This window comes from Novosphingobium sp. CCH12-A3 (assembly GCF_001556015.1).
Lineage (GTDB): Bacteria > Pseudomonadota > Alphaproteobacteria > Sphingomonadales > Sphingomonadaceae > Novosphingobium > Novosphingobium subterraneum.
Map to the genome: position 1 here is coordinate 1 of NZ_LSIA01000223.1, position 20,389 is coordinate 20,389.

Genomic DNA, 20,389 nt, shown 5'->3' on the forward strand with positions numbered 1-20,389 from the left:
GGGTTGGGGGTGGGCATCCGGCGTCAGCCGGACCGGTCCTGACGCCGCGCTTCGATGGCAAGCTGGATCGCAGTGGCCACGCCTTCGACGTTGCTCTGCACATCGGCATTGGTGAAGCGCAGCACCTTGTAGCCGGTCTCGGCCATGAAGCGGTCCCGCGCCGCGTCGTGGGCAAGGCGCAGGTCGTGGCTGTGACCGTCCAGTTCGACCACGATCATCAGTTCCCGGCACAGGAAATCCGCGAAGTATGGTCCGACCGGCATCTGGCGGCTGAACTTCGCGCCGAGCGCTCCGCCCGACAGATAGCGCCACAGCTTGCGCTCCATCGGTGTGGCCTCGCGGCGCAGTTCGCGGGCGCGGGTTGTGTTGCGGGGTTTGAATTCTCGCATCTTCGGCAGGGTGGCGAGTGGCTTGAGCGGATCAATTGGAGATGGTGCGGGAATGGTGGGGTTTGTTCGCCTGGCGGCGAATGCCCACCCCTGACCCCTCCCGCTTGCGGGAGGGGGATGCAGGCCTCGTGCCACGTTGCGGGATGGGAGCAGGATTTGGGTCACTTTCTCCCCCCTCCTGCAAGCGGGAGGGGCTGGGGGTGGGCATCCGGCGTCAGCCGGACCGCAGCACCACGCTTGCACCCCCAACGCCACTCCCCTAACCGCACCCCCATGGAACTCGACGACCAGCTCCGCCGCTATTTCGGCAGCGATGACTTTGCAGCGATTACCCCTGCCGCGATGGAAGCGGGTATCGAGAAGATGCTTGTTGATTTCGGGCTGGAGAAGGACCGCGCGCGCCGCTTCGGGCTGTGGTCGCTGCTGCACATGCTTGGCAGCGCGCCCGATCTCGACGTGGCGTTCAAGCACGCTGAGGACCGTGATGCGGCGCGCAACTTCATGGACATGATGGCCAAGGCTCACGATGGAATCGATGCTGGAAGCGCTGGCTGATCTGCCGCTGCTCAAGATCGCCGCTGGCTGGCTCCTGCTCGTCAACCTGCAGACCTTCACCGCCTTCTGGTTCGATAAGCGTGCCGCGCTGCGCGGGTTCTGGCGTACGTCCGAAGCCAGCCTGCTGATGGGGGCATTCCTTGGCGGTACGCCCGGCGCGTTCCTGGCGCGGCGGGTGTTCCGGCACAAGACGCGCAAGCAGCCTTTCGTCAGCCGGCTCAAGACGATTGCCTTCCTGCAGATCATGGCGATTGGCGGCGCGATGGGCTGGTATGCCGCCGGCATCCTTCAGGTTTGAGGCAATCGCCGTTTGACGGCGCCGGTCGAAGCGCGCACTCTCCGATCGGGAGAGAGGATCGAGCTATGCCGGCACTGTTCTGGGGGTTTGTCGCAATCGTGGTGCTCGTGCTGGGGCTGGCGCTTATTGCGCTCAAGCCGCAGGCAGATACGCCGGAACGGCGCCGGAAATCCGGCGACAGCTCGGGCGGCATGTGGTGGGCGACCGACGCCGGAAGCGGCGATTGCGGTGATGGCGGCTGCGATTAGCCTACGCGAATAGCGCACAGGAAAAAGGGCGGCTTCCCCCCGGACGCCGCCCTTCCCGTAACCCGCTGACGCGGGCCGAATAGTGTGCCTCAGGCCTTCTTCGGCTTGCCGTAGCGACGGCGGGCGACCAGGCCCGCGGCAGCCGCGCCGAACAGGATCACCATCGAAGGCTCGGGCACTTCGGTGCCGCTGCTGGTCGACGAGGTCGTCGTCGTGGTGCCGCCGTTCGAACTGGACGAGGACGTCGAGGACGAGGTTGACGACGAGGTCGAGGAAGACGTCGACGAGGACGTGGAGCTTGAAGTCGAACTGGACGTGGACGACGAGGTCGACGAGCTCGAGGTGACGTTGCCCGAGGACGTCGAGGTTGACGAACTGGTGCTCACGTTGCCCGACGAGGTGCTGACGTTCCCGCTCGAGGTGGAAACGTTGCCGCTGCTGGTGCTGACGTTGCCGGAGCTGGTGCTGACCGATCCGCTCGACGTGCTGACATTGCCGGACGACGTCGAGGTCGAGGTAGAAACGCCACCGGTCGATGTCGATACGCCGCCGGTGGTGGTTGAACTGGTGATGCCGCCCGAACTGGTCGAGGTCGATCCCCCCGACGTTGACGATGAAGTGGAGCCGCCCGAGGTGGAGGTGGAACCGGTGCTGGTCGACGAGACGACCACGCTGCCACCGCCGCCGCTGCTGCCGCCGAAGAACCCTCCAAAGAAGCCGCCGCCGAAGCCGCCAATGCCGCCGCCGCCGATCACCACGGGCACCCCGCCGCTACCGGTCGATCCGGTCGGCTGCGGCGGCATAGGCGGCATGTAGGGAACCGGCACCATCGCCATCTGCGGCGCGGGCTCGCAAGTCTTGGTGGTGGTCGTCGTCACGATCCGGCGGGCGCGGTGGATTTCGCGCTTGGCCGGGCGCTTCGCGATCCGCTTGGCGGGCTTGGTCGTCTTGACCTTCACCGGCTTGACGTGGTGGATCTCGCCCTTCGAGGGCGCTTCCGAAACATGCACGGCGCCGCCGCCAAGCATCGCCCCGCCCGCTGCAGCCGCCGCCAGTTTTGCCAATGCCATCCGAACCGACATGATCGTTGCTTCCGTTTCGTATCTTTGCGGAAGGCGCTACCAGACGCGGGTTAATGCTCTGCTGACCCTTCCTTACCGATCGAAGAACGCAGATGGGGCGCGCGGGGGCAATGGCGTTAACCGTGTTGTCAGCCTTGAATCTGCCCGAAAACGGGACCGGAGCGGGTGGGCCGTTAACTCTGTGCCAGAATGGGACCGAATGGCCTGCGAGGATGAAGCTTTGAATCCAACTCTACGGCAACTCCCCCATAACTCCCCCCTAACTCTCCTGCAACTTTCGCGCGTGGAGGACAGACTCGGGCGCTAGTCTGCCTGGTCGAAAAGCGAGGGTGTCGAGCCGGTCGGCGGAGTGAGGCCAAGGTGCTGCCATCCCCGGTCGTTGAGGCAGCGACCCCGCGCCGTGCGCGCGATCATGCCGAGCTGGATCAGATAGGGTTCGATCACTTCCTCGATCGTGTCGCGCGGCTCGGACAGGCCGGCGGCGAGCGTCTCGACGCCGACCGGCCCGCCCTTGTAGATGTCGGCGATCATCGTCAGGTAGCGGCGGTCCTGCAGGTCGAGGCCGATCTTGTCGACCTCGAGCCGGGTCAGCGCGTTGTCGGCAATGGATTGCGTGATCTTGTCCGCGCCTGCCACTTGCGCGAAATCGCGGACGCGGCGCAGCAGGCGGCCGGCGACACGCGGGGTGCCGCGCGAGCGGCGGGCGATTTCGGTGGCGCCGCCCTTGTCGATGCCGATGCCCATGAGGCTGGCCCCGCGCGCCACGACGCGCTCCAGTTCCTCGACCGAGTAGAACTGCAGGCGCACCGGGATGCCGAAGCGGTCGCGCAAGGGGGTCTGCAGCAGGCCCTGCCGCGTCGTCGCGCCGATCAGGGTAAAGGGCGGCAGGTCGATCCGCACCGAGCGGGCCGAAGGGCCTTCGCCGATCATCAGATCAAGCGCGCGGTCCTCCATTGCCGGATAGAGCACTTCCTCGACCACGGGGTTTAAGCGGTGGATCTCGTCGATGAACAGGACGTCGCCGTGTTCTAGATTGGTCAGCAGCGCCGCCAGATCGCCCGCCTTGGCGATGACCGGGCCGGAGGTGGCGCGGAAATTGACGCCGAGTTCGCGCGCGATGATCTGGGCGAGCGTCGTCTTGCCAAGGCCCGGCGGCCCGAAGAACAGCACGTGATCCATCGCCTCGCGCCGCATCTTGGCGCTTTCGATGAAGACCCGCAGGTTGTCCTTGGCCGCCGCCTGCCCGACGAATTCGGCCAGCGTCTTGGGCCGCAGCGCGGCGTCCTGATCCTCGATCTGCGAGGCGGCGGAAAGGAGGGGGTTATCAGTCATTGAAAATCGGAATCCTGAACATCGCGGGCGACATGGAACACGCGCAGAACCTCGACGTCCCCGTTTTCTATCACGTAATATAGACGATGCTGTCGGTAGCGGATCGTCCGTACACCATCACCGAGTTCCGGAGCCGACGGGCCTGAGCGTGGATAGCGGCGCAAGCGGGCGAACACGCTGCCAAAGCCACGAGAGTATGCATCAGCGAGTTCGCTGCCGAAGTTCGTTACGCCGTTTTCGTCGATCTCATCAAGGTCTGCCAATGCTGCCGCGGTCAGCCGGACGTCAGCCATGCCGTGCCCGGCGGGCTGCGATGATTTCTTCGATCAGGTCTTCAGGTTCGCCCTCGACAATGCCGGAAGCAGCGCCTTCCGCGATCTGCTCGCGCAACCATTCCAGCCGATGGGAGCGTTCCTGTTCCTTGCGAACAAGATCGCGCAGGAAATCGCCCACGTCGACGTAATCCCCGGCCGATGCCCGCCGCTCGAGCCATTGGAGCATGGAATCGGGGATGGAAAAGCTGAGGTCGGTCATGGCTGGATCATACCGGGTTGGGAGTTTGGTGGCAAAGAAAGGGGCAAAGGTCTTTCCTTTAATTGACCAACCCCATCGGTCATCGGTGCGAGCATTGTGACTTGGGCTCCGGTGTCCGTGACGATAAGTCTGAACCTTGCGCCCCGAACTGCTACCGACGAGACCTTGTTTACTGCAGGAAAAGAGTATTCCTCCGACCTTTGACCAAAATTCGGATCTACCTCATCCCATCGAACCCTGACTTGTGCGTCGCGGACACCAAGATATACAAGTCGATGTATTGGAAGGTCACCAGAGACTTCTTCGCCCAGATTTACTAATTCGTAGGACGGATCTTTTTTCTTCATCTTTCGAGACCAAATGGTGCGAAATCCATTATATACGGAGTTATCTACAAACCATTCTGCTTCGCCGTTGGGACTTATCCTAATCCCGACACTGTCACCCGGTCGGATCACAGACCCCAGCAAACCATGAGAGGCCTTGAATGCTCCGTCTTTCGGAGCAAAGTAACGCCATCCATCCTCGTGCGGCGCCACGGGAACAAGCAGAGGGTCCATTAACTCAAAGGAAAACGGAAACCCCATTGCGCCTGCCATGCTGCTTCGGAATGGTCTCTCCAGTTTGATTCCGACAGTCGGTACGGAAGTGAATTCCGTGTAGAACGTCTGACCAGCGGTTACGACTACCGCTTCATTTTCCCGAGGAGCGTACTTGCGTTTGACCTGCCCCGAAGCAGGCAAAAAGCTCGAAATAGTCAAAACCACGGTCAGGAGAAGGCGCATAGCAATCTTCAGTGACGTTGAGCTTTCCATGCTTCTCACCCCGCTGCCCTCTTCAGCGCCACGCGCACCAGTTCGTTCAGCCCCGCGTCCTCGCCCAGTTCCTTGACCGCAGCGGCGACGGCGCTGCTTGCCACGGCGGGCTTGAAGCCGAGGTTCTGCAGGGCGGAGACGGCATCGGCGCTGGCGTTGCCGGGCGGTAAGGTGAACGCTTCTCCGCTGGCCATGCCAACTGGCGAAGCGTAGCCTGCCAAACCACCGGCCTTGTCCTTCAGCTCGTTGACGATGCGGCTGGCGAGTTTGGGGCCGACGCCATTGGCGCGGGCGACCATGGCGCTGTCGCCGTGGGCGCAGGCGCGCTGGAGTTCCTCAATCGAGAGGGCCGAGAGGATGGCGAGCGCCACCTTGCTGCCGACGCCCTGCACCGCGGTGAGCAGGCGGAACCAGGCGCGTTCGCCGGCGCTGGTGAAGCCGATCAGGCGCTGGTCGGTTTCGCTCACCTGCATTTCGGTGTGGACGACGACCTTGTCCCCCCGGATGCCGAGATGGGTCAGCGTCTTGGCCGAGCATTGCACGAGATAGCCGACGCCGTTCACGTCGATCACGGCCCAATCGGGCCCGGTGTCATCGAGAATACCGGTCAGCTTGGCGATCATGGTTTGTTCCTATGGCAGGAACTTTTTGCCGTGGCCAGAGGATACCTGCGCCAAATGCGTGGAGTGGCGGCGGGTGTTGGCGCTAAATGCCCACCTCCAACCCCTCCCGCCTGCGGGAGGGGAGAAGAAAGGGGTGCCCTAAGCCCCTAGCGAAGGGGGCGCTAGTCGTTGGCTTGCTGGTGCTCTGGCACGTCGTCCCATGGGCGGTAATAGAGCGTGGCGCAGTCGTGGGCGAGGATGCCGCCGGTCAGCGTCAGGTCGTCCTTCCAGGCATCGGCCACGAAATCGAGCGTGGAGAGGTGGCGGTCCTCGAAGTACATCTCGTGGACGTCATCACGCCCCGCGCCATAGACGATGCGCGATATCCCTGCCCAGATCGAGGCCATGGTGCACATGCCGCAGGGCTGGAGCGTGGAATAGAGCGTGGCGCCGGGAAAGCGCATTTCGCCGGAGGACTTGCCTGCAGCGCGGATCGCCATGACTTCGGCATGGGCGGTGGCGTCGCAGTGTTCGGCGGTGCGGTTGACGCCGTGCGAGAGCAGTTGCCCATCGCGCACGATGATTGCAGCGATGGGGGTGTTGGCGGGATCGGTGCCCTTGCGGGAGATGGCGAGATCGCGCGCGCGCGCCATCCAGTCTTCGTCGCTCAATCTGTCGTTCAGTGCGTCCATCCGGTGCATACGCCGGATCGTGGCAGTCGTTCCGGCCTATCGATGGCTGCCGAGCATGTTGGCGTGGGTTATCGCCACGGCCAAGGCGTCGGAGGCGTCCTCGCCCGCAAGCTGGACGCCGGGGAGCAGGATCTTGAGCATGTGCTGGATCTGCTGCTTTTCCGCACCGCCGGTGCCGACCAGCGCTTTCTTGATGACCTTGGTGGGATACTCGGCCACGGGGATTCCCGCCCGTGCGACCGCGACCATGGCAACGCCGCGCGCTTGCCCGAGCTTGAGGGTGGACTGCGGGTTGACGTTGACGAAGACTTCTTCGACCGCGCCGCTATCAGGCTTGTAAATGTCGATCACGGCGGCAAGCGCGGAATCGAGTTCGACAAGGCGCGAAGCCATGGTGGCCTTGTTGTCGGTGCGGATCTGGCCGTTGGCGACGTGGCTGAGGCGGCTGCCCGACTTGGCGACGACGCCCCAGCCGGTGACGGTGAGGCCGGGGTCGATACCGAGGATTATCATCTTACAGCTTGAGTCCGAAGCGGGGGCCGATCTGCATCATGGCCAGATAGAGCAGCACCGTCAGCACGCAGCCCGCGACCAGAGCAACCCAGAACGGTACGCCGTGGCGCAGCAGTGCGGGGATCACGAGAAACATCGGCAACGAGGGCAGGACATACCAGAAGGTTGCTTGCGCATGGACCGCCATGTTCTCCGCATCGGGCCGGGCGTTCCACAGGAACACCATGCCGAGCACCGAGACGAGCGGCAAGGAAGCGACCAGTGCGCCGACAGTGGGCAACTTGCGGCCAATCTCCGAGATCAGCGCGATGAGCAGGCCGGAGAGCGCGGCCTTTATGGCGAGCGGCATCATGGTTCAGTAGATAACCTCGAATGGTCCGCCAGGCGTTTCGGCGCCATCCCAGTCCTTGGGTGCTGCCTTGGCAAGGTCGTCATAGGCGCTCCCGTCGAACGAGGCTGGCGACCTGCAGGTGAGGCTGGCGAGCGCATTTTCGCCCGAGGAGCCTTGCAGCACTTCTATTCCCGAGGACTGCCTGCCGGGGTTCTCGTTGAGGCTGCCGGTTTCATCGACGTGGACGACGTAATGCGTCATCCCGTTGGTGAAGCGGATGTAGTCCTGGTTGAGGCCGCCCTGGCTGCGATTGCCGCCGGTGTGGATGTTGCTCCAGTCCGGCGTGCTGGCAATGTGCAATTCGGGACGGCCCTGCGGTCCGAAGCGATAGTGCAGCGAGTTGCGTGCCAGGCAAACGCTGCCAAGCTTCGCGCCGAAGCGGCAGGTGTAGACCACGCGTTCGTCGTTTGCGCACAGGCTTGCAGGACGAGCCGCGCCGAGGCGGGCAGGTTTCGCCACCGACCCGCCGGTGGAGAGCAGCGCCGCGAGTGCAACGGCAACTGGAAACGCTGCCGTTGCCCGTGGCATCAGCCCAGCGTTTCCATGACGTCGTCGGGGATGTCGTAGTTGCCCCAGACGGTCTGGACGTCGTCGTCGTCCTCAAGGACATCGATCAGCTTGAGCAGGGTGGCGGCGTTGTCGGCGTCGACCGAGGTCTTCATGCTCGGCTTCCATGCCAGCTTGACGCCTTCGGCCTCGCCCAGGGTCTTTTCGAGTTCGCGCGCAACTTCGTGCAGCGATTCGACCGCGACCCAGATCTGGTGGCTGCCGGGGTTCTCGTCACCATCGCCCATGTCGGATTCGACGTCTTCGGCACCGGCTTCGATGGCGGCTTCGAGGACCTTCTCCTCGTCACCGACCTTGCCGGGGTATTCGATCAGGCCGAGGCGTTCGAAGCCGTGGCTCACCGCACCCGATGCGCCAAGGTTGCCGCCGTTCTTCGAGAAAGCGGTGCGGATGTTGGTGGCGGTGCGGTTGCGGTTGTCGGTCAGCGCTTCGACGATGATGGCGACGCCGCCCGGGCCATAGCCTTCGTAGCGCACTTCCTCGTAGTTATCACCTTCGCCCTTCGACGCCTTGTCGATCGCGCGGGCGATGTTGTCCTTGGGCATGGACTGGGCCTTGGCCGCGTTGACCGCGGCGCGCAGGCGCGGGTTCATGTCCGGATCGGGCATGCCCATCTTGGCGGCCACGGTGATTTCGCGGCTGAGCTTGGAAAACATCGCCGAGCGCTTTTTGTCCTGCGCGCCCTTGCGGTGCATGATGTTCTTGAATTTGGAATGGCCTGCCATGGTCCGTGCTTCTTGCGAGGTTTTGGAATCTGCATCGCCCCTAGCCGACGTCGCGCGTTCCGGCAATCGGTGTGGCGCATCGGCGCAATTGCAGGCATGAGACAGCGATGATCCGCACGACCCTTGCCGAACTGTTCGCCTTCCTGCGCCGCCCAGTGCCGATGGCGGCTTCCGGGTTGAACGCTGATGGAGCGCTTTCCCGCTGGTTTGTGCTGACAGCATTCCAGATTGGGGTGCTGGGGCTGGTGGTGATGCCGCTGATCGCGCTGTGGCAGAAGGCCTTTGCGCTATCGCCACCGAATGCCTTCGAAGGAATGGGGCCGCTGGCGCTGTGGGGCGGGGCGGTGCTTTTGGCGCCGGTGCTGGAGGAACTGTTCTTTCGCGGCTGGATGAGCGGGACGCGGCGCGTGTTGGCCCTGATCGGCGTGGTCCTGGCCGGGCAGGTCGTTTTCGTGGCGCTGGGCCGGGGCAAGCCGCTCGTGGGTGGGGGAATACTGCTGGCCACGGTCCTTGTTGCGGCGGTGACCTGGTGGCGGAAACGGCGAGACACGGGGGTTCCACCGTGGTTCGCCCGACACTTCGCCCTGCTGCTTTACGGCACCACTGCGCTTTTTGCGGTGATGCACCTTTTCAATTACCCGACGATCACGCTCGCTGCCGTGCCGATGGTGCTGCCGCAATTCTGGTCAGGCCTGATGTTCGCGCACATGCGGGTGAGGCTTGGCCTGCTGGCCTCGATCCTCAACCACATTGCATCGAACGCCATCGTGCTGGCGGTAGCGCTGAATTGGGGTTAGCCGTTGACCACCGTGCCGCCATTGGGATGCAGCACCTGGCCCGACATGTAGGACGAGTCCTCACAGGCGAGGAACAGGAAGCTGGGAGCCACCTCGTTGGGCTGGCCCGGGCGGCCCATCGGCGTGTTCTCGCCGAAGTGTTCGAGCTTCTCCTCCGACGCGCCGCCGCAAGGGTTGAGCGGGGTCCAGATCGGGCCGGGGGCGACCGCATTGACGCGGATGCCTTCGCCCACAAGCTGTTCGGACAGGGCGCGGGTGAAGGCGGTGATGGCGCCCTTGGTGCTTGAGTAGTCGAGCAGTTCGGGTTCACCCTTGTAGCTGGTGATCGAAGTGCAGTTGACGATGGCCGCGCCCGGCCTGAGGTGCTCGCGCGCGGCCTGGACGAGGTAGAACATCGAGAAGATGTTGGTCTGGAAGGTGCGTTGCAGCTGGTCCGCGGTGATTTCGCGGATGTCCTTGTCGGGGTGCTGTTCGCCTGCGTTGTTGACGAGGACGTCGAGGCGGCCCCAGTCGCCGATGACCAGATCGACGAGGGCATGGGCCACTTCCGGATCGCCGAGGTCGCCTGAGAAGGTCAGGGCTTCGCTGCCTTCGGCTTCGCACAGTTCGCGGGTGCGGGCGGCGTCCTCGTTCTCATTGAGATAGGCGATGGCGACTTTCGCGCCCTCGCGTGCGAAGAGGACGGCGACGGCGCGGCCGATGCCGCTATCCGCCCCGGTCACGATCGCCACCTTGCCCTTCAGTCGCCCCGAACCGGGATAGCGCGGCTGCCATTCGGGCTTGGGATCGAGGCTCGCCTCGCTGCCGGTGAGCCCGTCTTCGTGGATCGGCGGGCGGACGGTGGCGGTCTGGGTCATGGGGCTATCCTGCTGAAACTACAGGATGCCAATGGCCGGGCAGGGCGGTGGTTCCGCTCCTGCCCGGGAAACGCGATCAGTCGATGCCGAGAGCGTTCTTGTAGGTTTCGAGCACGGCTTCCATCTCGCGGCGGTCGTCGGGCTTCATCTTCCGCAGGCGGACGATCTGGCGCATGATCTTGGCGTCATAGCCGGTGGCCTTGGCTTCGTTGTAGACGTCCTTGATGTCGTCGCCGATGCCCTTCTTTTCCTCTTCGAGGCGTTCGATGCGCTCGATCAGGAGGCGCAGGCGATCGTCTGCTGTCTTGGCATCGTCGAATTCGACCATCGGGAAAGTCTCCGGGTAAGATACGTGAATCAGTTGGCGCGGCTGATAGACGCGCCTCGGGATTCGGGCAAAGCGGAGGCTGTGGAAAGTCCGGGGATTAGTGACCCGATGCGTTTTTCCTTACGCTCTCCTCCATCCGGGCCAGTTGCTCGGGCGTTGCCTCGGTCTGGTAGCGGGCCTTCCATTCGGCTGCGGGGAGTCCGTGGATCACTTCGCGCGCGGCGGCCTTGTCTCCCGCAAAGCCGCCTTCGATGATCCAGTCCGCCAGGCAATTGCGGCAGAAGCCCGAAAGGCCCATCAGATCGATGTTCTGGGCATCGTGGCGGTGCTGGAGGTGCTTTACCAGGCGGCGGAAGGCGGCGGCCGCTACGGAATCGGGAAGCGTATCGATTGCATTCGTATCCACGGTAATCTTCCTTGGGTTTTGAAATGGCATGGGCCATAGCGCATCCCGCAGATTCATAAGGAGTACCCAAGCTGTGGCCAAGCTCGATCCTCGCGGACGTAAAGTGAAGATCCTCGCCACGGTAGGACCCGCCAGCCGCGAGCCGGAAATGCTCGAGAAGCTCTTTCGCGCAGGCGCTGACGCCTTCCGTGTCAACATGAGCCATGGCGAGCACGCCACCCATGCCGAAACGATCGCTAATATCCGGGCGCTCGAGAAGAAGGTGAACCGCCCCATCACGATCCTGTGCGATCTGCAGGGACCGAAGCTGCGGGTGGGCAAGTTCAAGGAAGGCCGTGCGGTGATCCGCCACTCGGGCCATTTCACGCTTGATCGCAATCCCGAGCCGGGTGACGAGACCCGCGTCCAGCTGCCGCATCCCGAACTGTTCGGCATCCTGCAGAAGGGGCAGCGCCTGCTGATCGACGATGGCAAGCTGCGCCTCCGCGTGATCCGGGCCGATCAGAACGAGATTCTCTGTTCCGCCGAGGTTGGTGGGGTCATCTCCGATCGCAAGGGCGTCAATGTGCCCGATGCCGTGGTGCCGGTCCCGGCGCTGACCGACAAGGACCGCCGCGACCTTTCGTTTGCCGTCGAGCATGGTGCGGACTGGATCGCCCTGTCGTTCGTGCAGCGTCCAGAGGACGTTGCCGAAGCGCGCCGCCTGATGGGCGGCTACGGTTCGCTGATGGCCAAGATCGAGAAGCCCGCCGCGATCTCGCGTCTGGAAGAGATCATCGAGCTTTCCGACGGCATCATGGTTGCCCGTGGCGACCTCGGCGTGGAGTTGAATCCCGAGGAAGTGCCGCCGCTGCAGAAGCGCATCGTCGAAAGCGCGCGCCGCCAGGGCAAGCCGGTGGTCGTCGCCACGCAGATGCTCGAATCGATGATCGAGGCGCCGACGCCGACCCGCGCCGAAGTGTCCGACGTCGCCAATGCGGTCTATGACGGGGCTGACGCGGTCATGCTCTCGGCCGAAACCGCCGCAGGGGCCTGGCCGGAAGAGGCGGTGACGATCATGCACCGTATCGCTGCGCAGGTCGAAGCCGATCCGGGCTATGGCGCGCGCGTCCACTTCATCGAGACCCTGCCCGATCCGACCACGGCCGACGCGCTGGCACAGGCTGCGGCGAGCATCGCCAACACCCTGCCGATCGCAGGCGTGATCGTCTTCACGGGGTCGGGGTCGACCGCGCGGCGCGTGGCCCGCGAACGGCCTGGCGTGCCGATGCTGGTATTGACGCCATCGCAGAAGACCGCGCGCAAGGTCGGCCTGCTGTGGGGTGCCCACGCCGTGAGCACCAAGGACATCGGTAGCTTCGAGGAGATGATCGCCAAGGGCAAGCGCATGGCCTTGCGTCACGGCTTCGGCACCGCCGGCTCAAGGCTTGTCGCGCTGGCCGGCGTTCCCTTCGGCACGCCCGGGGCCACCAACCTGCTGCACGTCGTCACGCTTACCGGCAACGAACTGGATCAACACGGCTGACATTGATGTAAATATGCCACGCGCTTTGTAAGAATTAATTGCGCACTTGAAAACAGGTTGAACGCCGCTGCGCAGCGGGCATTCTTGCTCCACAAGATAAACGGGAGCTGTGAATGCCAGTTACAAAGAGCAGGGTTTCGCAAGGAATTTGCCGTGGGCTCAGCGCCCTTGCGCTCGTCGTCACGGGTGCGGGCGTGGCCTATGGTCAGGACACGGCGCAGGATCAGGAGCAGTCGGCGATTGACGTGCTCAACGCCGACATCATCGTCACCGCCACGAAGAAGAAGGACGTCGAGAACGTCCAGGACGTGCCGGTTGCGATCACCGCATTCAATGCCCAGAGCCTGCAGGCGCTGCAGGTGCGTGATATCCAGACGCTGACCTACAGCGCGCCGAACGTCTCGCTCGATCAGGTCGGCACCTCGCGCGGGACCGCCAACTTCTCGATCCGCGGGCTCGGCGTGAACAGCTCGATCCCTTCGATCGACCCGACCGTCGGCGTGTTCGTGGATGGGGTATACATCGGCGTCAACAACGGGCTTGTGTTCGACGTGTTCGACCTGGGCTCGGTCGAAGTGGCGCGCGGGCCGCAGGGCATCCTCTATGGCCGCAACACCACCGGGGGCGCGGTCCTGATCAACACCGGCGATCCGACGCCGGATCTGCGCGCCAACTTCCGCGTGTTCTATGAAGGGCCGATCGATTCCGGGCGCGGATCGGGTAACTTCGCGGCGCAGGCCGTGGTGTCCGGTCCGTTGATCAAGGACGTGCTGAACTTCAAGGTCGGCGGTTACGTCAACAACGACGAGGGCTATTTCAAGAACCTGTTCAATGGCAAGGACTTCGGCAAGGCGCAGACCCAGATCCTGCGCGGTGCGCTGGAATTCCTGCCGTCCGAGGCGATCCGCATGATCGCCAAGGTCGAATACTTCAACAGCGAGGGCGATGGCCCCGCCGGCCAGAACCACGGCCTCTACAAGCGCGACACCTTCGACTTTGCGATCGATAACGGCGGCTTCTACAAGAACCGCACCTGGTTTGCGACGCACAAGACCGAAATCGACGTGGGTGATGGCAAGATCACCAACATCTTCGGCTTCCGCGATTATGACGCCTCGACCGGGGGCGACATCGATTCCAAGCCGGTATTCATCTTCCACTCGAATTCCTTGTTCAAGCAGCGCCAGTATTCGGATGAAATCCGCTACAACAACCGCTTCGGTGCGCTGGACTTCACGGCAGGCGGTTTCTGGTTCACGCAGGACCTGCGCTACGACGAGCTGCGCTTCTTCCCCACGTTCATCAGCCCGTTGACCCAGATCGGCGGGGGTCGCCAGGATCACGACGTGCTCGGCCTGTTTGCGTCGGGCGACTTCGATGTGACCGACCAGCTGACGCTGACCGCAGGCATCCGCTGGTCCAAGGAAACCAAGGACGTCGCCGTCACCTACATCCGGCCTCGCTCCAATTGTTCGGTCGTGGCCGGCACTTGCCCGACATCCGGGGTCAACCCGCTTATCCCGAACGAGAACAACGGCTTCAAGGACAAGCGTACGTGGGAGAACTGGAGCCCCAAGCTCGGCTTCCAGTATCGCTTCAACGGCGATGCGCAGGTCTACGGCAACTGGACGCGGGGCTTCCGTTCGGGCGGGTACAACTTCCGCATCACCAATGCCCGCGCCTTCGAGGCAGTGGCAGCAACGCGCGGCCTTTCGTTCGACGAGGAGCAGGTCGACAGCTTCGAACTGGGCACCAAGTTCCAGACACCGGATCGCAAGCTGACGCTAAACCTGGCGGCTTTCCGCACAGAGGTTGGCAACATGCAGCGTGAGGTCAACGAAGGGTCTGCGGCGGGTGTTGCCCAGTCCATCTTCAACACTGCCGACGCCCGCATTACCGGCATCGAAGGCGAAGGCCGTTTTGCCGTGGGCAAGAACTTCCTGCTCACCGCGAACTTCGGCTACATCGATGCCGAGTACACCAAGGTGCTGTTCGACATTTCGAGCGACGGCGTGGTCAACGACGCGGACAAGGCGCTCGACCTGCCACGCACTCCGAAGTGGACCTATGGCTTTGGCGTGCTGGGTGATTTCCCGGTGGGCGAAGGCAATGCCATTGTTGCCCGCGCCAACTTCCAGCACCGCGACCGGTTTGCCTATACCGACAACAACTTTGGCTGGATCACCTCGTCCGACAACCTCGACGCCTCGATCAGCTATAAGACAGGTGGTCTGACCTTCACGGTCTATGGCCGCAACCTGCTCGATCAGGTCCAGCATGGTGGGGACACGCAGCTGGGTACGGCGGCGCAGATCCCGGTGTTTGGTGGCCCGCTTTCGACCGGCGTCGACCGGCCGTTTGCCGACAATCCCAAGGCCGGCACGTTCTCGCCGCTGGTGCGCGGACGCGTGCTGGGCGTGGAGTTGAACGCCGACTTCTGAGGCAGAGGGCGCTGCGGGGTGTACCGCTCCGCAGCGCTCAGTTCTGGCGTGACTTGATTGTTGCCAGCCTTGGCGCTTCGCGTGCCGCGCGTTTTTCTGCAGAGCTCACGCAGTTCTTGCCAGCCTTCTTGGCAGCATAGAGCGCAGCGTCGGCAATCGGCACGATGTCGGTTGCCGATGTTGCCGTTTCGGGGACGGTCGCGATGCCGAGCGAGGCAGATATCGCGCACTCGTGGCTGGCGCTCAGCGATTCGATGCGCTGGCGCAGGATTTCGGCCTTGTCCATCGCGTCTTCAAGCGAGCAGTCGGGCAGGATGGCGACGAGTTCTTCTCCGCCGTAGCGGCAGACCACGTCGGTCGGCCTGAGGCACCCGACGATCTGTGCCGCGACATCGCGCAAGACGGCATCGCCCTTGGCGTGGCCATGTTCGTCGTTCAGTTTCTTGAAGTTGTCGAGATCGAGCATGACCACGGCAGTGCTTGCCCCGGTGCGCGAACCGAGCGACACGAATCGTTCCAGCGCGTCTTCCATGTAGCGGCGGTTGTACAGCCCGGTCAGCGGATCGCGCAGCGACTGGGTGCGCAGCTTCTCGCGCAGGGCAATGTTGGAAAGGGCGAGCGACATGGAGTCCGCCAAGGCGCGGCCGAGGCGGCGGATTTCCATGATGTGATCGTAGGCGCCATCCGAGTCAGGATGGGCGATGATCAGCAGGCCGTGCCGCTGTCCGCAGGCCATCATCGGCATTTCGACGGTGGCGATTTCCGAGGGATGGTGCGCGCAGCACAGGGTTCCGACTGCCGGCGAATTGACGTGCGGCTTGCCGCGCTTCAGCGCCCAGCAGTTCGAGGGCGAGAGCATCTCGGGAACGCTGTAGCCCTCGGGCATGTCCCACGCCCGCGCGAGATCGAGCCGGTCGCGCGAGTTGTTGAACACGAACAGTGCGGCGCCGTAGCCGGGCAGCAAGCGGCGCGCTGTGGCCATCAATACGGCGCCAGCGTCCTCATAGGTCTCGGCGGCCTGGAGCATATCGGTCATCGCGAACAGTTCCTGGATCTGCTCGCGAGAGTCGCGGGTGATAACGTAGTTCGTGATGTTGCGGTTGCGCACAGACTGGGCTGCCCGCTTCAGGACCAACTGAAGTGCAAATAGAGCCACCATGCAGCAGGCTGCAACTATGGCGAGAAAGTCGTGGTACTTGTCGGCCACGACCATCGGCAGGATCACGGCACAAAGCACCAGCGCATGCGCGACCAGAGTCGAGATATGCACTTTCTCAAGGCTTACCTCGTCATCAAGAAGCTGGCGTTTCTCTGACGATTCACGATCTGCGGCGGCCAAGGGATCCTCCAATCATGAAGGTATGCCGCGGGGCGTTGTAAGATGGGGTTAATTCACCGGGCGTAGGACGACCAGACTCTTACGGAACGCCGGATTAACCACACCATTCAGCGCTTTAACGCTTGCCGAACAAAGCGGACCCGATGCGAACATGTGTCGCGCCCAGTTGCACCGCCGTTTCGAAATCATCGCTCATGCCCATCGACAGGCGGCTGAGGCCGTTGTCGTCGGCCAGCTTGTCGAGCAAGGCAAAAAAGGGTGCGGCTTCGATCCCGGCGGGGGGCACGCACATCAGGCCGACAACTTCCAGACCGGCTTCGCGGGCTTGCGTCAGCAGGGCGGGCAGTTCCGCCACGGCGCAGCCACCCTTCTGCTCTTCGTTGCCGATGTTGACCTGAATGAAGCACGGCACCTTGCGGCCAAGCTTGTCCTGCGCCTTGGCCAGGGCCGTCACGAGGCTGGGGCGATCGACCGAGTGAATGCAGTCGAACAGGGCGATGGCATCTTCGGCCTTGTTGGACTGCAACTGGCCGACAAGGTGAAGCTGGACATCGGGATGGGCTGCACGGATGGCGGGCCACTTTTCCTGCGATTCCTGCACCCGGTTTTCGCCGAACACGCGCTGGCCTTGCGCGATCAGATCGAGGATCGCCTCGGCTGGCTTGGTCTTGGAGATCGCGATCAGCGTGACGTCATCGGCCTTGCGCCCGGCGATGCGGGCGGCCGTGGCGATGCGCGAACGGACCTGTTCGAGCGGCGATGAAGGGACTGCCTGTTCCATGGCGCGGTGCTATAGCGCCACGATGCGAAAGCGCCAGACCATCGCGAAAAGGGTGCCGCGGCGCGTGCTGCTCAGCGATGCGCGCAACGATGCCGGGCTGGAGCGCGCGATTGCGCGGCTCGGGCACGGAGATGCGCTGGTGTTCCGCCACTACCACCTCGACCGTGCGCCACGCCGCGCCCGCTTCGTGACGCTGGCCAGACTGGCGAGGCGCCGTGGCGTCATGGTCATCGGCGCCCGCGTGCCGCGGATGTGGCATGTCGATGGTGTCTACGGCGGGGCGAGAGAGATCATGGCTGGTAGCGGCCTGCGTCTGGCGACAGCCCATTCGCTGCAGGAAATAGCCGCAGCAGCACGCGCCAGGGCCGATGCCATCCTGCTTTCGCCGGTCTACCCGACGCGATCGCATCCGGGCGGGAAAGTGCTCGGCCCGGTCCGCTTCCTGATGCTGGCGCGGCTCTCGCCGCTGCCGGTGATCGCACTGGGCGGGATGACCCGCGCCCGTGCCGCGCACCTGCCGGTCCATGGCTGGGCGGCGATCGACGGGCTCGCCTAAACCCTTCACTCGTCGCAATTCCTGTCGGGATTCTTGACGGTGAGTCCCCTTCGGGCGCATGATGCGCGCTCAAGGGCAGGGATAGGCACAAGTTCATGGCAAGCCGGGCAGCAACCACCGCGCAGGCACGCGGATCGAACGCGCGAGGAGGCTTGCGTGGAGCCGACTGGCGCGCCGTTCTGCGCCGCTCGCTGCGCCGCAGTCTGGAACTGCTGGGCGGCGGCATTCTCGCGGCGGCGATGGTGTTTCTCGCGCTCGCGCTGTTGAGTTACACGCAGACCGATCCCTCCGGCAGCACGGCTTCGGGAAGCCCGGTCGAGAACTGGATGGGCCTGGCCGGCGCATGGGCATCGGAGCGTGTGCTGCTGTTCTTCGGGTTGCCCGGCGGTTTGCTGCTCCCGCTCCTGTGGGTGTTTTCGCGGCGCCTGTGGGATTCGGAAAGCGATCTCATCGATCTTGACGAGGACGAGGATGCAGCGCCGCCCCCTAGCTGGTGGCGGCCTACGCTGCTGTTGCTTGTTGCCATGGCGCTGATCGGCACTGCGCTCTCACTCTGGGGGGCGAGCACGTCGAGCCGCCTGCCTGCCGGGCCAGGCGGGCTTTCGGGCCTGCTGGGGGCCGCAGCGGTGAGCGGCCTCGCCGGATTGGTGCCGCAGGTCTCCGCGCTGTGGTTCACGGTTCCGCTTGGGCTTGTCTCGCTTGCAGGAGGCCTTGCCATCGCCAGCCGGATCTTTGCATTCGACTGGGCCGGAATGCTCAGCTTGCCGTCGTTCCTGCGCCGCCAGCCGCGCGAAGTTGCGTTGGGAGACGAAGAGGACGAGGCCACTGTCCGTCCGCCAAAGAAGGAGCGCCGCGAGAAAGAGGCACGCGCGGCTGCCGACGCGATCGACGTCGAGGAGGCGCTCTCGCAGCGCAAGCCGACCGAGATCACCGATCCCACTCGCACGCCTGCGCCTGCGGCTGTGCAGCCCAAGGCACGGCAAGGGGATCTGTTCGACAAGTACGAGCTGCCCTCGATCGAGCTGCTGGTCGAAGCGCCCGCAGGTTCGACCCAGAAAATCGACAAGCTGGCACTCGAACGCAATGCCCGCCTGCTCGAGAACGTGCTCGACGATTTCAACGTAAAGGGCGAGATCACCGCGGTGCGAACCGGCCCGGTCGTGACGATGTACGAGCTGGAGCCGGCGCCGGGGATCAAGGCCAGCCGCGTGATCGGCCTTGCCGACGACATTGCCCGCAACATGAGCGCGATCTCTGCGCGCGTTTCGGCCATCCCGGGCCGCACGGTCATGGGCATCGAACTGCCCAACGCGATCCGCGACATGGTATCCTTCCGCGAATTGATCGCCTGCGAGAAGTTCGCCAGTTCCAAGGCCTTGCTGCCGATCATCCTGGGCAAGGACATTGCCGGCGAGCCGATTGTGGCCGACCTTGCGACGATGCCCCACCTGCTCGTGGCCGGTACGACCGGTTCGGGCAAGTCGGTCGGTCTCAACTGCATCCTGCTGTCGCTGCTCTACCGGCTGACGCCGGCGCAGTGCCGCCTGATCCTCGTCGATCCCAAGGTGCTGGAGCTCAAGTCCTACGACGACATTCCGCACCTGCTCTCGCCGGTGGTGACCGAGCCGGCCAAGGCTGTCCGCGCGCTCAAGTGGGCGGTCGAGGAGATGGAGCGGCGCTACCGCCAGATGTCCTCGATCGGCGTCCGCAACATTTCGGGCTTCAATGACAAGGTTCGCGCCTCGCTGGCCAAGGGCAAGCCGCTCGGACGACGCATCCAGGTCGGCTTCGATCCCGACACGGGCGAAGAACTGTTCGAGGAACAGCAGCTCGATTACGAGGTGCTGCCGCAGATCGTGGTCATCGTCGACGAACTCGCCGACCTCATGGTGACGGTCGGCAAGGAAATCGAAGTCCTGATCCAGCGTCTCTCGCAAAAGAGCCGTGCAGCCGGTATCCACCTGATCATGGCTACGCAGCGGCCCTCGGTCGACGTCATCACCGGCGTGATCAAGGCCAACCTGCCCACCCGCATCAGCTTTGCCGTTACCAGCCGCATCGACAGCCGCACCATCCTTGGAGAGCAGGGCGCCGAGCAGCTGCTGGGCAAGGGCGACATGCTCTACAAGCCCAACACCGACCCGATAAAGCGCGTCCACGGCCCGTTCGTTTCGGACGAGGAAGTCGAGAAGGTGGCCGATCACTGGCGTGGACAGGGTAGCCCCGAATACGTTGATTCCGTTACGGAAGAGCCGGAAGACGGCGGCTTCGGCTTCGACGATATCGACAGCGCTTCGGACAATCCGGAAGACCGCAAGTACCGTCAGGTCTGCCAGCTCGTGTTCGAAAGCCAGAAGGCCTCTGCCAGCTGGATCCAGCGCCAGATGGGCGTGGGGTACAACACGGCGTCGAAGTGGATCGAGCGTATGGAAGCCGATGGCCTCGTTGGGCCTGCCAATCACGTCGGTCGGCGCGAGATCTACCGCGACAAGGACGGCAACGTCCTTTGAACGCACTTGCGCGCGAACTCATGAACATCCCGACATCGGAACTTAATCCGGATGTCGGGTCAATTCTTTCAGGGGATTAACGAGCTTCTAAGTTTGACGAGCTAGC

At 63.8% G+C, this 20,389-nt stretch carries 26 protein-coding genes; 9 read left to right on the forward strand and 17 right to left on the reverse strand.

Features of this window, described 5'->3' with window-relative positions; genetic code table 11:
* Window positions 1-23: 23 nt before the first annotated feature.
* Window positions 24-389, reverse strand: coding sequence for an endonuclease domain-containing protein (locus AX703_RS17460; RefSeq protein ID WP_062345910.1), 366 nt, complete (start codon window positions 387-389; stop codon window positions 24-26).
* A 273-nt stretch (window positions 390-662) separates the two neighbouring features.
* Between AX703_RS17460 and AX703_RS17465 the strand changes: the two genes are divergently transcribed.
* The 3 genes from AX703_RS17465 to AX703_RS17475 all read left to right on the forward strand — a co-directional run bounded on the left by AX703_RS17465 (window position 663) and on the right by AX703_RS17475 (window position 1,490).
* On the forward strand, window positions 663-944 hold the full coding sequence (locus AX703_RS17465; RefSeq protein ID WP_062345912.1) for a hypothetical protein: 282 nt from the start codon (window positions 663-665) through the stop codon (window positions 942-944).
* Window positions 916-1,242, forward strand: a complete 327-nt coding sequence (locus AX703_RS17470; RefSeq protein WP_231735596.1) for a DUF1294 domain-containing protein — start codon at window positions 916-918, stop codon at window positions 1,240-1,242. The genes AX703_RS17465 and AX703_RS17470 overlap by 29 nt, the downstream gene beginning before the upstream one ends.
* A gap of 65 nt (window positions 1,243-1,307) precedes the next feature.
* Window positions 1,308-1,490, forward strand: coding sequence for a hypothetical protein (locus AX703_RS17475; protein WP_039333589.1), 183 nt, complete (start codon window positions 1,308-1,310; stop codon window positions 1,488-1,490).
* Between the two features lie 89 nt (window positions 1,491-1,579).
* On the opposite strand, the gene AX703_RS28460 is transcribed toward AX703_RS17475, so the two are convergent.
* Entirely contained in the window at window positions 1,580-1,669 is a 90-nt protein-coding gene (locus AX703_RS28460; protein WP_230487715.1) for a PEP-CTERM sorting domain-containing protein, read from the reverse strand.
* A 4-nt stretch (window positions 1,670-1,673) separates the two neighbouring features.
* Here AX703_RS28460 and AX703_RS28465 point away from each other — a divergent pair, with 4 nt between their 5' ends.
* Window positions 1,674-2,306: a hypothetical protein gene (locus AX703_RS28465; RefSeq protein WP_231735597.1), complete on the forward strand. Its 633-nt coding sequence runs from the start codon at window positions 1,674-1,676 to the stop codon at window positions 2,304-2,306.
* 569 nt (window positions 2,307-2,875) lie between these two features.
* Here AX703_RS28465 and ruvB read toward each other — a convergent pair.
* From ruvB to AX703_RS17525, 10 genes are all read right to left on the reverse strand, one after another.
* Window positions 2,876-3,904, reverse strand: a complete 1,029-nt coding sequence (gene ruvB, locus AX703_RS17485; RefSeq protein WP_062345916.1) for a Holliday junction branch migration DNA helicase RuvB — start codon at window positions 3,902-3,904, stop codon at window positions 2,876-2,878.
* Window positions 3,901-4,197, reverse strand: a complete 297-nt coding sequence (locus tag AX703_RS17490; protein WP_062345918.1) for a type II toxin-antitoxin system RelE/ParE family toxin — start codon at window positions 4,195-4,197, stop codon at window positions 3,901-3,903. The genes ruvB and AX703_RS17490 overlap by 4 nt, the downstream gene beginning before the upstream one ends.
* The gene (locus AX703_RS17495; RefSeq protein WP_062345920.1) at window positions 4,190-4,438 is read right to left on the reverse strand and encodes a hypothetical protein; all 249 of its coding nucleotides are present in this window, start codon (window positions 4,436-4,438) and stop codon (window positions 4,190-4,192) included. Before AX703_RS17495 ends, AX703_RS17490 begins: the two co-directional genes overlap by 8 nt.
* Window positions 4,435-5,253 carry a hypothetical protein gene (locus AX703_RS27520; RefSeq protein WP_156452114.1) on the reverse strand — a complete coding sequence of 273 codons (819 nt, stop codon included), beginning with the start codon at window positions 5,251-5,253 and terminating at the stop codon, window positions 4,435-4,437. The genes AX703_RS17495 and AX703_RS27520 overlap by 4 nt, the downstream gene beginning before the upstream one ends.
* Window positions 5,254-5,258: 5 nt before the next feature.
* On the reverse strand, window positions 5,259-5,876 hold the full coding sequence (gene ruvA, locus AX703_RS17500) for a Holliday junction branch migration protein RuvA (protein ID WP_039333598.1): 618 nt from the start codon (window positions 5,874-5,876) through the stop codon (window positions 5,259-5,261).
* A 161-nt stretch (window positions 5,877-6,037) separates the two neighbouring features.
* Entirely contained in the window at window positions 6,038-6,547 is a 510-nt protein-coding gene (locus AX703_RS17505) for a nucleoside deaminase (protein ID WP_062345987.1), read from the reverse strand.
* 36 nt (window positions 6,548-6,583) lie between these two features.
* Complete coding sequence (gene ruvC, locus AX703_RS17510) at window positions 6,584-7,060, reverse strand: crossover junction endodeoxyribonuclease RuvC (RefSeq protein WP_039333600.1); 477 nt, start codon at window positions 7,058-7,060, stop codon at window positions 6,584-6,586.
* Window position 7,061: 1 nt separating this feature from the next.
* Window positions 7,062-7,412, reverse strand: coding sequence for a DUF3147 family protein (locus AX703_RS17515; RefSeq protein WP_062345923.1), 351 nt, complete (start codon window positions 7,410-7,412; stop codon window positions 7,062-7,064).
* Between the two features lie 3 nt (window positions 7,413-7,415).
* On the reverse strand, window positions 7,416-7,979 hold the full coding sequence (locus AX703_RS17520) for a hypothetical protein (RefSeq protein ID WP_062345924.1): 564 nt from the start codon (window positions 7,977-7,979) through the stop codon (window positions 7,416-7,418).
* The gene (locus AX703_RS17525) at window positions 7,979-8,743 is read right to left on the reverse strand and encodes a YebC/PmpR family DNA-binding transcriptional regulator (RefSeq protein WP_039333607.1); all 765 of its coding nucleotides are present in this window, start codon (window positions 8,741-8,743) and stop codon (window positions 7,979-7,981) included. Before AX703_RS17525 ends, AX703_RS17520 begins: the two co-directional genes overlap by 1 nt.
* Before the next feature lie 107 nt (window positions 8,744-8,850).
* Here AX703_RS17525 and AX703_RS17530 point away from each other — a divergent pair, with 107 nt between their 5' ends.
* Window positions 8,851-9,540: a type II CAAX prenyl endopeptidase Rce1 family protein gene (locus AX703_RS17530; protein ID WP_062345926.1), complete on the forward strand. Its 690-nt coding sequence runs from the start codon at window positions 8,851-8,853 to the stop codon at window positions 9,538-9,540.
* Here AX703_RS17530 and AX703_RS17535 read toward each other — a convergent pair.
* The 3 genes from AX703_RS17535 to AX703_RS17545 all read right to left on the reverse strand — a co-directional run bounded on the left by AX703_RS17535 (window position 9,537) and on the right by AX703_RS17545 (window position 11,131).
* The gene (locus AX703_RS17535; RefSeq protein ID WP_062345928.1) at window positions 9,537-10,397 is read right to left on the reverse strand and encodes an SDR family oxidoreductase; all 861 of its coding nucleotides are present in this window, start codon (window positions 10,395-10,397) and stop codon (window positions 9,537-9,539) included. The two genes, AX703_RS17530 and AX703_RS17535, sit on opposite strands and share 4 nt — an antisense overlap.
* A gap of 76 nt (window positions 10,398-10,473) precedes the next feature.
* Complete coding sequence (locus AX703_RS17540; protein ID WP_039333612.1) at window positions 10,474-10,725, reverse strand: DUF2312 domain-containing protein; 252 nt, start codon at window positions 10,723-10,725, stop codon at window positions 10,474-10,476.
* Between the two features lie 97 nt (window positions 10,726-10,822).
* Complete coding sequence (locus tag AX703_RS17545) at window positions 10,823-11,131, reverse strand: DUF1244 domain-containing protein (RefSeq protein WP_369821035.1); 309 nt, start codon at window positions 11,129-11,131, stop codon at window positions 10,823-10,825.
* Window positions 11,132-11,204: 73 nt separating this feature from the next.
* Here AX703_RS17545 and pyk point away from each other — a divergent pair, with 73 nt between their 5' ends.
* Window positions 11,205-12,656, forward strand: coding sequence for a pyruvate kinase (gene pyk, locus AX703_RS17550; protein WP_039333615.1), 1,452 nt, complete (start codon window positions 11,205-11,207; stop codon window positions 12,654-12,656).
* Between the two features lie 113 nt (window positions 12,657-12,769).
* Window positions 12,770-15,097, forward strand: coding sequence for a TonB-dependent receptor (locus AX703_RS17555; RefSeq protein WP_062345932.1), 2,328 nt, complete (start codon window positions 12,770-12,772; stop codon window positions 15,095-15,097).
* Between the two features lie 37 nt (window positions 15,098-15,134).
* Here AX703_RS17555 and AX703_RS17560 read toward each other — a convergent pair whose 3' ends face one another.
* Together AX703_RS17560 and AX703_RS17565 are read right to left on the reverse strand one after the other, a co-directional pair.
* Complete coding sequence (locus AX703_RS17560) at window positions 15,135-16,436, reverse strand: GGDEF domain-containing protein (RefSeq protein WP_156452115.1); 1,302 nt, start codon at window positions 16,434-16,436, stop codon at window positions 15,135-15,137.
* 115 nt (window positions 16,437-16,551) lie between these two features.
* Window positions 16,552-17,217 (reverse strand): YggS family pyridoxal phosphate-dependent enzyme, encoded by a 666-nt coding sequence (locus AX703_RS17565; protein ID WP_062345936.1) that lies wholly within the window; start codon window positions 17,215-17,217, stop codon window positions 16,552-16,554.
* 22 nt (window positions 17,218-17,239) lie between these two features.
* Here AX703_RS17565 and AX703_RS17570 point away from each other — a divergent pair, with 22 nt between their 5' ends.
* Together AX703_RS17570 and AX703_RS17575 are read left to right on the forward strand one after the other, a co-directional pair.
* A complete protein-coding gene (locus AX703_RS17570; RefSeq protein WP_062345989.1) occupies window positions 17,240-17,773 on the forward strand; it encodes a thiamine phosphate synthase in 534 nt (177 codons plus the stop codon).
* Between the two features lie 95 nt (window positions 17,774-17,868).
* Entirely contained in the window at window positions 17,869-20,283 is a 2,415-nt protein-coding gene (locus AX703_RS17575) for a DNA translocase FtsK (protein ID WP_039333621.1), read from the forward strand.
* The last annotated feature ends 106 nt before the right edge of the window (window positions 20,284-20,389 follow it).

What these genes read in the sequence shown, in the direction of transcription:
- AX703_RS17460 (WP_062345910.1), bottom strand. Translation starts at nt 389, where the DNA reads ATGCGAGAATTCAAACCCCGCAACACAACCCGCGCCCGCGAACTGCGC.
- AX703_RS17570 (WP_062345989.1), top strand. Translation starts at nt 17,240, where the DNA reads ATGCGAAAGCGCCAGACCATCGCGAAAAGGGTGCCGCGGCGCGTGCTG.
- AX703_RS17515 (WP_062345923.1), bottom strand. Translation starts at nt 7,412, where the DNA reads ATGATGCCGCTCGCCATAAAGGCCGCGCTCTCCGGCCTGCTCATCGCG.
- AX703_RS17475 (WP_039333589.1), top strand. Translation starts at nt 1,308, where the DNA reads ATGCCGGCACTGTTCTGGGGGTTTGTCGCAATCGTGGTGCTCGTGCTG.
- ruvB (WP_062345916.1), bottom strand. Translation starts at nt 3,904, where the DNA reads ATGACTGATAACCCCCTCCTTTCCGCCGCCTCGCAGATCGAGGATCAG.
- AX703_RS17495 (WP_062345920.1), bottom strand. Translation starts at nt 4,438, where the DNA reads ATGACCGACCTCAGCTTTTCCATCCCCGATTCCATGCTCCAATGGCTC.
- AX703_RS17490 (WP_062345918.1), bottom strand. Translation starts at nt 4,197, where the DNA reads ATGGCTGACGTCCGGCTGACCGCGGCAGCATTGGCAGACCTTGATGAG.
- ruvC (WP_039333600.1), bottom strand. Translation starts at nt 7,060, where the DNA reads ATGATAATCCTCGGTATCGACCCCGGCCTCACCGTCACCGGCTGGGGC.
- ruvA (WP_039333598.1), bottom strand. Translation starts at nt 5,876, where the DNA reads ATGATCGCCAAGCTGACCGGTATTCTCGATGACACCGGGCCCGATTGG.
- AX703_RS17530 (WP_062345926.1), top strand. Translation starts at nt 8,851, where the DNA reads ATGATCCGCACGACCCTTGCCGAACTGTTCGCCTTCCTGCGCCGCCCA.
- AX703_RS17575 (WP_039333621.1), top strand. Translation starts at nt 17,869, where the DNA reads ATGGCAAGCCGGGCAGCAACCACCGCGCAGGCACGCGGATCGAACGCG.
- AX703_RS27520 (WP_156452114.1), bottom strand. Translation starts at nt 5,253, where the DNA reads ATGGAAAGCTCAACGTCACTGAAGATTGCTATGCGCCTTCTCCTGACC.
- AX703_RS17525 (WP_039333607.1), bottom strand. Translation starts at nt 8,743, where the DNA reads ATGGCAGGCCATTCCAAATTCAAGAACATCATGCACCGCAAGGGCGCG.
- AX703_RS17505 (WP_062345987.1), bottom strand. Translation starts at nt 6,547, where the DNA reads ATGGACGCACTGAACGACAGATTGAGCGACGAAGACTGGATGGCGCGC.
- AX703_RS17465 (WP_062345912.1), top strand. Translation starts at nt 663, where the DNA reads ATGGAACTCGACGACCAGCTCCGCCGCTATTTCGGCAGCGATGACTTT.
- AX703_RS17470 (WP_231735596.1), top strand. Translation starts at nt 916, where the DNA reads ATGGAATCGATGCTGGAAGCGCTGGCTGATCTGCCGCTGCTCAAGATC.
- AX703_RS17535 (WP_062345928.1), bottom strand. Translation starts at nt 10,397, where the DNA reads ATGACCCAGACCGCCACCGTCCGCCCGCCGATCCACGAAGACGGGCTC.
- AX703_RS17555 (WP_062345932.1), top strand. Translation starts at nt 12,770, where the DNA reads ATGCCAGTTACAAAGAGCAGGGTTTCGCAAGGAATTTGCCGTGGGCTC.
- AX703_RS17565 (WP_062345936.1), bottom strand. Translation starts at nt 17,217, where the DNA reads ATGGAACAGGCAGTCCCTTCATCGCCGCTCGAACAGGTCCGTTCGCGC.
- AX703_RS17540 (WP_039333612.1), bottom strand. Translation starts at nt 10,725, where the DNA reads ATGGTCGAATTCGACGATGCCAAGACAGCAGACGATCGCCTGCGCCTC.
- AX703_RS17520 (WP_062345924.1), bottom strand. Translation starts at nt 7,979, where the DNA reads ATGCCACGGGCAACGGCAGCGTTTCCAGTTGCCGTTGCACTCGCGGCG.